Source organism: Ventosimonas gracilis, from assembly GCF_001580025.1.
Taxonomy (GTDB): domain Bacteria; phylum Pseudomonadota; class Gammaproteobacteria; order Pseudomonadales; family Pseudomonadaceae; genus Ventosimonas; species Ventosimonas gracilis.
The window spans coordinates 1-9,559 of record NZ_LSZO01000046.1 but is presented as its reverse complement, the minus strand read 5'-3'; the positions used below and the strand labels follow the sequence as shown (position 1 = coordinate 9,559).

Genomic DNA, 9,559 nt, shown 5'->3' with positions numbered 1-9,559 from the left:
TCAATCATCGACATGAAAACATCTATCTGGCCTTGCTAAAATTACTGCGTGAACAGCCGCTTTGATCGCGTTTGCTTCCTAAGACCCTTCTTTTATGTCCAATAATGCCAGCAAACCCATCTAAAAAATCCTCCCTGAAAACGGCCGTAGTGCGTGACTATATAAATACACTCAGCGCTTTATAAAAAGTGGGCATGCTTATTGCTGGCTTTTTGGCCAGTAACTCAAACTTCAACTTCTCCTTTGCTGAAGCTTAAGTGATTAACTTAAGTGATTAGCATGCAGTTAAACAGGAGTTTTACCATGCAAAGCCAAAAAGGATTCACCCTGATTGAGCTGATGATTGTGGTGGCCATTATTGGTATTCTGGCGGCCATTGCCATTCCACAATATCAGAACTATGTTGCTCGCTCACAATTTTCCAGAGTGATGGGTGAGATGGGGTCTTTAAGAACCCTATGGGAATTTTGCCTTAGCGAAGGGCGCAATATTCCTCAATGGCGCGCTAAGCCAACGAGCGATGATAGATGTGCAATGGGCGAAGTGAAGTCCAATCTAATTAAGGGCCGTCATAATGAGAACGGTTTTCCAACTATTCAAATAAATGGTAACGTCACTATCATGGAGGCTAAATTTACTGGAGCCAGTGCAAAACTCAATGACAAAAGGATATTTTGGACACGTAATGCCCATGGTGGCTGGAAATGCACCAGTGATAAGGAAATTCATGAGTTTGCACCAGTCTCGTGCAGAAACTAAAAGCAAAATAAGTGCTAAATAAACACCGCCCCGCAGTCATGCGCGGCGGTGTTTTGGTGTTTGCTTAATATCAATAGCGCGTTTATTGCAAACACTGCCAGTGCAGCATTAAGCACGCGCTCTGCTGGGGAGTAGGTGCCTTAATCAAGGGCAGCGCCGGGGTCGTCGGTAAATTGGCGACGGCGATCAGTTTGTCTTGGCAATACAGCAGCGGCAGGCGCGGGCGGATAAAGGCAGGCAGACGCTGTTCATTAAGTAGGCGCTTTAAATCGCGCGAGCCGCGGCCGGGCAGTAATAAGCGTTCGCCGCCGCTTCGATAGCGAACCTGCAAAGTGCCAGCGGGTGGCTGGCCGATCAGACGAAGTTCGCCGTTACCCGGCAGCCGCAAAGGCTGCTTGGGGTTATGCCAGGCGGGCGGCGCGGCGGGTGGTTTTAGCCAGTTGCCGGACAGCCACCAGAGGCGGCCAGCGGCGCGGTGCAGTTCGCCGTTTTGCAGTTTCCAGATGGGGTTTGCATCATGAGTGGCGGTTTTGAGTGCTTGCCATCCGGCAAAGTGGCGGCTGTCTGGAAGCCACGTGAGCGGTGCGAGAAAGTGGCGCAGGGCGAGCCGCTGGCGCGCGGCGGATAACGCCAATAAGGGCGCAAGTTCCAACGAGGGCAGTTTAAGCCAGGGCCAAGGGCTTGGCGTTTGCGCGCTGGCGAGGTCGCTTTCGGCCAGTTCCTCAAGCAGCTGCTGCGCTTCGCACAGATGCTCGCTGGCGCGGGCAATGGTTCTGCTCGCGGCAGGCCAATGCTGGCGCAGTGTGGGCAGCACGTTTTGCCGTAGATGATTGCGGGCAAAGCGCGTGTCTTGGTTGGACGGGTCTTCAATCCAGCTTAAGCCTTCGGCTTTGGCGTAATTTTCCAGCATCTGTCGTGAACAGTTCAGCAGCGGGCGCAGCAGATGGCCTTGTCCCAGTGGGCGACTTTTCGGCATGGCGGCAAGGCCGCGCACGCCAGCACCGCGCAGCAGGCGCAGCAATAGCGTTTCGGCCTGGTCGTCTTGATGTTGTGCAAGCAGCAGCAGTTCACCTCTGTTTAACTGCGTCGCAAAAGCGCTGTGACGGGCCTCACGCGCGGCGCGTTCGAGGCTGGCGACGCGGGTATCGACCTTGACCGAAATAATCTGCAAGGGAATGCCCAGCGTCTGGCAAAACCTTTGGCAGTGCCTCGGCCAGTCTTCGGCTTCTTTTTGCAGGCCGTGGGCAATATGGATAGCCGATAACGGCGGGCGTTTTTCTTGGTCGGCCAGTTGCGCCAGCGCGTGCAGCAGTACGGTTGAATCGAGGCCTCCGGAAAAGGCAACGCGCAGCGCTGCGGCATTCGGCCAAAGCGCCAAGTGACGACGGATATGGTTAAGGATAAAGGCAAGGTGGTGCCGTTCCGTCATAGCCAATTTTCTACCGCCAGGCCGTCGCCCAAGTAGGTCGCAAAATCAGCGGGATTATTGGTTACTAGCTTTACCCCGGCAGCAATGGCATGAGCGGCGATCAGACGATCAAAACCACTGGCTCTACCTGGATGCTTGGCTGTGAGCATCCCGTACATGTTCCCCGCAGCGGCATCAAACGCCAAGATGTTGATCAGCTTTTCAACAGGGTCATTGTCTATCTTGAGCCTATGAACACCCGCCGAGTATTCAGCCCATGCAATTGAACTGATGACAATCTCACCTTTCCTGAACGTTGCCAATCGCCCAAGGATTTGTGGCGGGCTGTTCTTTGTCGCGTAAATCAGAATATTGGTGTCGAGCATGGCCTTTATCATGGCCAGCCCCGCTCTGGAAATTCCATTTCAACACGCTCCCACTCCTGCCCCTTGGCCTTTGCTCCGGCCATTTTTAGCCATTCAACGAAACCGCTCAAACTTTCTTCCTTGGGTTCAATGATGATCCTTTCTCCCATGCGGGTAACGGTCAGTTCCGTACCTGGCAAGTAGGCCATCTTTGCCGGAAGGCGTACTGCCTGCGAGTTCCCAACACGAAATTGCCGGGTTTGGAATACGGCGTCCATGGCATAACTCCAGAAAAAATGGAATTCCATGTTATTCCCATTGTCGTGCACTGTGAAGCAGCAAATCCGCCTAGGTAGATTCGTGCTATTTGGAAAGGTTTGTATAGGTATGACGGAACGGCTGCCTGCCCTTTTCAGGGTTCAAACTCTAGAAATCCGGCAAGACCGAACTGATTTTGGAATAAAGCAAGTTTGTGCTTTCGTATCAAGCTACGTTAACGCCACGCACATCCAGCCGAAGCCCGAGGGCACTAATCAGCTTTAGCACCGTGGCATAACGCGGCTGAGCGCCAGAGGCTAACGTCTTGTACAAGCTCTGCCGACCTACCCCTGCCGCTTCGGCTAGCTGAGCTATGCCGCGAGCCTTTGCCACGTTGCCCAACGCCAGCAAAAAAGCGTCGGGGTTTGGGTCTTCCAGGGCGGCGCTGAGGTAAGCGCGAATGGTTTCTTCGTCGTCCAGGTGTGCCGACACGTCAAACGCTTGAATAGCCACGGTTGTTACTCCTTGCCAAGCTCGGCCGCGAGCTTGATTGCCTGTTTAATGTCGCGCTTTTGGCTGGATTTATCCCCGCCTAGCAGCAGCAGATAGACCACACCAGCGCGGCGGGTGAAATACACGCGATAGCCGGGGCCGTAATGCACCCGCATTTCACTAACGCCAGACCCGACCGGCTCGCAGTCGCCAAAGTTGCCCAAGACAGCCGAGTCGAGGCGCTGCAAAATGCGCGCTTTGCCAACCTTGTCTGTGAGGCTGGCCAGCCATCTATCAAACTCTGTGGTGCTTTGAATGGTGTTCATGCGTTATTGTCTCTAATTGGAGACAATAACGCAAGCCATTTAGCATCGCTATTCTCTTTCTTGGCCTGATTTTCACCACGCGAAAAAGAGGGGAGTGAAAGGCCGTCTGCTTGTAAGACAGGTTCAAGCACCGCGCCCTGCGGGTTATCCGCTGATCGCTCCATAGCTCATTAGCCGTTGGTAGCGGCGTTCCAGCAAGGTTTGCGTATCCAGCGATTTAAGGTGCGCAAGTTGTGTACTTAATGCGTTGGCGACATTGGCGGCCATCAGCTCTGGCGCATTGTGTGCGCCGCCTAACGGCTCTTCGATGATGCTGTCCACAATACCCAGATTTTTTAGCCGTTCGGCGGTGATGCCCATGGCTTCGGCGGCTTCGCTGGCTTTTTCGGCGGTGCGCCAGAGGATGGAGGCGCAGCCTTCCGGTGAAATCACCGAATAAGTGGCGTATTGCAACATATTGAGCTGGTCGCACACGCCGATGGCAAGCGCGCCGCCGGAGCCGCCTTCGCCGATAACGGTTGCGATAATCGGGGTTTTTAGCCGCGCCATCACGCGTAAATTCCAGGCAATCGCCTCGCTTTGGCCGCGCTCTTCGGCGTCAATGCCGGGGTAGGCGCCGGGCGTGTCGATAAAGGTGACAATCGGCAGCGAGAAGCGCTCGGCCATTTCCATCAGGCGACAGGCTTTTCTATAGCCTTCTGGCCTTGGCATGCCGAAGTTGCGGCGCACTTTTTCGCGCACTTCGCGCCCTTTTTGATGGCCGATCACCATTACCGGTTCGCCAGAAAGCCGCGCGATGCCGCCGACGATGGCCGCGTCATCGGAAAAATGGCGGTCGCCGTGCAGTTCTTCAAACTCAGTAAACACTTGCCCGATATAGTCAAGCGTGTAGGGTCTGCGCGGGTGCCGCGCGAGTTTGGCAATCTGCCAACTGGTTAAATTGCCAAAGATGCTGAGCGTCAGAGCGCGGCTTTTTTCTTCAAGGCGCGCGATTTCTTCGCCGATATTTAAATCGTTGCTGCCGTCTACCAAGCGCAGTTCTTCGATTTTCGCCTGCAAGTCGGCAATGGGTTGTTCAAAATCCAGAAAGTTAGGGTTCATGGGCAGAGTCTTTTATGAGTCATTGAGTTTATCGGTAATGCAGGGAAACTTGGGTTTTGCCAAATTGCGTGCGTAAGCTGCGCAGTAGATTTTCACAAGGTTCGATACGCCAGTTTTCACCAAAGCGCAAGCGGGCGCGGGCATTTTTGCCGCGAAAATCCACGGTGACCGGGCAGCTTCCCGGGTACTTTCGGCATAGTTCGGCCAGTTGCGGCAGGTATTTTGGCATGAGTGTTTCGTTGCACGCCTGTACACAGAGGCTTTGAACTTGGCTACTTCGCATCTGCGCAAGGCTCATCAGTTTGGAGCTGCGCAGGCGCAGGCCGCCGTTAAAGTCGTCCTGGCTGACTTCGCCTTCAACCACCAGCAATGCGCCGCTGTGCAGCAGGTCTTGGTGTTCGCTAAATTGCTCGCCAAATAGCGAGGCTTCGATACGCGCTGAGCGGTCATCCAGGGTGATAAAGGCCATTTTTTCGCCTTTTTTGTTTTTCGTCACACGCAGGCTAAGCAGTAGCCCTGCCACTTTTTGTGTGTCACGCGAGGGTTTCAGGCGGGCGATACGCTCTGGCGCAAAGCGGCGGATTTCCGCCTCGTATTCGTCGATCGGATGGCCGGTGAGGTACAAGCCAAGGCAGTCTTTTTCGCCTTCAAGGCGCTGGCTTATGGAAAGCGGCGGCGCTTTGCGGGCGTTTTGGTACACATCCGCCGCCGACTCGCTGAGCAGGCTGCCAAACAGGTCTTGATGGCCACTCTCACGGGAGCGCGCGCTTTGTTCGGCGGCTTGTACGGCTTCATCCATGCTGGCGAGCAGGATGGCGCGGCCTTGATCGAGATCTGTTTTATCCGGCGCTAAAGCGTCGAGCGCGCCTGAGCGAATTAACGCTTCGAGTGTGCGCTTGTTGAGCGAACGTCGGTCAATACGTTGGCAAAAGTCGAATAAATCCTTGAATTCGCCATCTTTGGCGCGACTGTTCTGGATGCTAAGTACCGGCCCTTCGCCAACGCCTTTAATCGCGCCTAAACCGTAAACAATCTGGCCTTGCTCGTTGACGGTGAATTGATAATCCGAGCGGTTGACATTGGGCGGCTCGATGACGAGCTTCATGCTGCGGCACTCTTCAATCATGATGACCACCTTGTCGGTGTTGTGCATCTCGGCTGAGAGTACCGCTGCCATAAAGGGCGCGGGGTAGTGTGCCTTGAGCCAGGCGGTTTGGTAGGCGACTAAACCATAGGCTGCCGAGTGGGATTTGTTAAAGCCGTAACCTGCGAATTTCTCTACCAGATCGAAGATGTTGGCCGCCAGATTACCGTCAATACCGTTTTTAGCGCAGCCTTCGATAAAGCCGCCGCGCTGCTTGGCCATTTCCTCCGGTTTTTTCTTGCCCATGGCACGGCGCAGCATGTCCGCACCGCCCAGGCTGTAACCGGCCATGACTTGGGCAATCTGCATCACCTGCTCTTGGTAGAGGATGATGCCGTAGGTCGATTCCAAAACCGGCTTTAAGCCTTGGTATTGGTAGTCTGGATGGGGGTAAGCGAGCGGTGCTTTACCGTGTTTGCGGTTGATAAAGTCATCCACCATGCCCGACTGCAAGGGGCCGGGACGAAACAGCGCGACCAAGGCAATCAAATCGTCCAGACAGTCGGGTTTGAGTTTTTTGACTAGCTCGCGCATGCCGCGCGATTCAAGCTGGAATACGGCCGTGGTTTCGCCCCTTTGCAGCATGGCAAAGGTTTTTGCGTCATCCAGCGGGATTTTTTCGATATTGACCCAATCGGCCTCAGGTACGCCTTGTTTTTTTTGCTCGCGGTGGATGGTCGAAAGCGCCCATTTGATGATGGTTAAGGTGCGCAGTCCCAAAAAGTCGAACTTGACCAGTCCGGCGGCTTCGACATCGTCCTTGTCGAATTGGGTAATCAGGCCGCTGCCGTCTTCATCACAGGTCAGCGGGGTAAAGTCGGTCAGTTTGGTTGGCGCAATCACCACGCCGCCGGCGTGCTTGCCGGTGCCGCGCGTGATGCCTTCCAGTTGCAGCGACATTTCCCAGATTTCGGCGGCTTCTTCGTCCTTTTCGAGAAACTCGCGCAGGGGTTCTTCTTGGGCGCGGGCTTTTTCCAGCGTGATGCCGATTTCAAAGGGAATCATCTTCGACAGACGGTCGGCCAGACCATAGGACTTGCCCTGCACCCGCGCCACATCGCGCACCACCGCTTTGGCGGCCATGCTGCCGAAGGTGACAATCTGGCTGACCGCCTCGCGCCCGTATTTGTTCGCCACGTATTCAATCACGCGGTCGCGGCCATCCATGCAAAAGTCCACGTCAAAGTCCGGCATGGACACCCGCTCGGGGTTTAAAAAGCGCTCAAACAGCAGGTCATAGGCCAGCGGGTCAAGGTCGGTAATGCCAAGCACCCAGGCCACCAAGCTGCCCGCGCCGGAACCACGCCCAGGACCTACCGGCACTTCGTGGTTTTTCGCCCACTGGATAAAGTCCGCCACAATCAAAAAGTAACCGGCAAAACCCATCTGGATAATGGTGGCGAGTTCAAATTCCAGCCGTTCGTCGTAGGCTTGCTGCGGACGACCACCCGTGCCATGAGCCGCCAAGCGCTGTAGCAAACCTTCTTTGGCGCTGTGGCGCAGAAACTCGTCCATGCTCATGCCATTGGGCGTGGGGAAGTCCGGCAGCACCGCTTTGCCCAGCCTGAGCTCAAGATTACAGCGCTTGGCAATCTCTACCGTGTTGGCGAGCGCTTCCGGCAAGTCGGCAAACAGCTCGGCCATTTCTTCGGGCGTTTTCAGGTATTGCTGGTCGCAATAAGGGCGCGGCCTTTGCGGGTCATCCAGAATGCGCCCTTCGCCGATACAAACCCGCGCTTCGTGCGCTTCAAACTCATCTTGGCGTAAAAAACGCACATCACAGGTCGCCACCAACGGCACCGCCGTGCGTTCAGCCAGCGAGGCGGCGGCGTGTAGATGGTCTTCATCGCCATCCCGCCCGCTGCGCTGTACTTCCAGATAAAAGCGCCCAGGAAATAGCGCCTGCCAATATTTGAGTAATGTTTCAGCCGCCGTTTCATCCGCTGTGCGAAGTGCTGCGGCAATGTCCCCTTCACGCGAGCAGGACAGCGCAATCAGCCCATCGGTAGCGCCTTGCAGCCAATCGCGCTGAGTGACGGCGATACCCTCTTGCTGCCCTTTAAGCCAGCTTTGCGAAAGCAGTTCGGTCAAATTGCGGTAGCCGGTCTGGTTCATCACCAGCAGCGTTAATTTGGATAATGCGCCGTCATCCGTCGCTGCCGAAAGCCAAATATCCGCCCCGACAATCGGCTTGATCCCCAGCTTGTGTGTGGCCTTGTAGAACTTGATTAACCCATGCAGATTGCTCTGGTCGGTCACCGCCACAGCGGGCATACCCGCCTTGGCGACAGCCTCTGCCAGCGCAGCCACGCGCACCAAGCCATCATTAAGTGAAAATTCGCTATGCAGACGCAGGTGTACAAAAGTGGCAGACATAACCGGTCGGGCAGATTTTAAGGAAAGGCGCGAATTGTAACAGCCGCTTGCCGGTTCGTCTGGCGTGTCAATCCTTTCCTTTTAACTGGTCGATAAACACAAACTCAGCGCTTTATGTAAAAGCGCCTTGATGTTCATGGCATCCTTTCCTTTGCATTAAAGCGCTTTAACGCGCAGTTCGCGCGGCAGGGTAAAGCGGATGCTTTCAGTTTCTCCGGATAATTCACGCGCATCACGAGCGCCCCATTGATGCAGGCGTTCGATGACTTTTTTAACCAACACTTCCGGCGCGGAAGCGCCTGCGGTAATACCGATATGTTGGCCTTGTTTAAACCAGCCTGGCTGTAAATCATCCGCACCGTCAATTAAATAAGCTGGAGTGCCGCTGCGCTGCGCAAGTTCTCGTAGACGGTTGGAGTTGGAGCTATTGGGGCTGCCGACGACCAGCACCAGATCGCAATCTTCGGCCAGTTTGCGCACGGCGTCCTGGCGGTTTTGCGTGGCGTAGCAGATGTCATCTTTACGCGGACTTGCGATTTGCGGGAAGCGCTCGCGCAATGCATCGATAATGCGGCTGGTGTCATCCAGCGATAAGGTGGTCTGCGTGACAAAGGCAAGGCGCTGCGGTTCGCGGATGGACAGGCTTTGCACGTCTTTGGCATTTTCTACCAAATAAATCGCCCCGCCACGGCTGCTATCGTATTGCCCCATGGTGCCTTCGACTTCGGGATGTCCGGCGTGACCAATCAAGATGCACTCGCGGCCTTCGCGGCTGTAGCGCAGCACTTCCATATGCACTTTGGTGACCAGCGGGCAGGTCGCGTCGAAGATTTTAAGGCCGCGTGCGCTCGCCTGTTCGCGCACCGCCCGTGATACGCCGTGGGCGCTGAAAATCAAGATGCTGTTATCCGGCACTTGGTGGATTTCTTCCACAAATATCGCACCGCGTGCCCTTAAATCATCCACCACAAAACGATTGTGTACCACTTCATGACGGACATGAATGGGCGCACCGAACAATTCAAGCGCCCGTTCAACAATAGCGATGGCGCGGTCAACCCCGGCGCAAAAGCCGCGCGGGTTGGCAAGGGTAATCTGCATGCAAGGTTCTATGGGTTTAAACAAGGCAGCAAGGATAACCTAAGTGAATGTGTGGGTTGCCAAGAGATTGGACAAAACACCTTGGTCGGTCTACAACAGGATTAGTTTTGCTGGGCTGATATAAATAATTGACTATAAAATAAGGGTCTTAGGAAGCAAACGCGATCAAAGCGGCTGTTCACGCAGTAATTTTAGCAAGGCCAGATAGATGTTTTCATGTCGATGATTG

The 9,559-nt window shown here is 54.9% G+C and carries 9 protein-coding genes; 1 reads left to right on the top strand and 8 read right to left on the bottom strand.

Annotated elements, in window-relative coordinates; genetic code table 11:
• Positions 1-303 precede the first annotated feature (303 nt).
• A complete protein-coding gene (locus AXE65_RS13210) occupies positions 304-759 on the top strand; it encodes a pilin (RefSeq protein WP_079214011.1) in 456 nt (151 codons plus the stop codon).
• 82 nt (positions 760-841) lie between these two features.
• Here AXE65_RS13210 and tilS read toward each other — a convergent pair whose 3' ends face one another.
• The 8 genes from tilS to ispH form a co-directional block, all read right to left on the bottom strand.
• On the bottom strand, positions 842-2,188 hold the full coding sequence (gene tilS / locus AXE65_RS02440) for a tRNA lysidine(34) synthetase TilS (protein ID WP_079214010.1): 1,347 nt from the start codon (positions 2,186-2,188) through the stop codon (positions 842-844).
• Positions 2,185-2,553, bottom strand: a complete 369-nt coding sequence (locus tag AXE65_RS02435) for a type II toxin-antitoxin system VapC family toxin (RefSeq protein WP_079214012.1) — start codon at positions 2,551-2,553, stop codon at positions 2,185-2,187. Before AXE65_RS02435 ends, tilS begins: the two co-directional genes overlap by 4 nt.
• An 8-nt stretch (positions 2,554-2,561) precedes the next feature.
• Positions 2,562-2,840 (bottom strand): antitoxin, encoded by a 279-nt coding sequence (locus tag AXE65_RS02430; RefSeq protein ID WP_204376501.1) that lies wholly within the window; start codon positions 2,838-2,840, stop codon positions 2,562-2,564.
• A 175-nt stretch (positions 2,841-3,015) separates the two neighbouring features.
• Positions 3,016-3,303 carry an addiction module antidote protein gene (locus AXE65_RS02425; RefSeq protein ID WP_068387573.1) on the bottom strand — a complete coding sequence of 96 codons (288 nt, stop codon included), beginning with the start codon at positions 3,301-3,303 and terminating at the stop codon, positions 3,016-3,018.
• A 5-nt stretch (positions 3,304-3,308) separates the two neighbouring features.
• Positions 3,309-3,608, bottom strand: a complete 300-nt coding sequence (locus AXE65_RS02420) for a type II toxin-antitoxin system RelE/ParE family toxin (RefSeq protein ID WP_068387570.1) — start codon at positions 3,606-3,608, stop codon at positions 3,309-3,311.
• A 144-nt stretch (positions 3,609-3,752) separates the two neighbouring features.
• Positions 3,753-4,709, bottom strand: a complete 957-nt coding sequence (locus tag AXE65_RS02415) for an acetyl-CoA carboxylase carboxyltransferase subunit alpha (protein WP_068387567.1) — start codon at positions 4,707-4,709, stop codon at positions 3,753-3,755.
• A gap of 28 nt (positions 4,710-4,737) precedes the next feature.
• Entirely contained in the window at positions 4,738-8,229 is a 3,492-nt protein-coding gene (dnaE, locus tag AXE65_RS02410) for a DNA polymerase III subunit alpha (protein ID WP_068387564.1), read from the bottom strand.
• A gap of 156 nt (positions 8,230-8,385) precedes the next feature.
• Positions 8,386-9,330 carry a 4-hydroxy-3-methylbut-2-enyl diphosphate reductase gene (ispH, locus tag AXE65_RS02405; RefSeq protein WP_068387560.1) on the bottom strand — a complete coding sequence of 315 codons (945 nt, stop codon included), beginning with the start codon at positions 9,328-9,330 and terminating at the stop codon, positions 8,386-8,388.
• Positions 9,331-9,559: the final 229 nt, after the last annotated feature.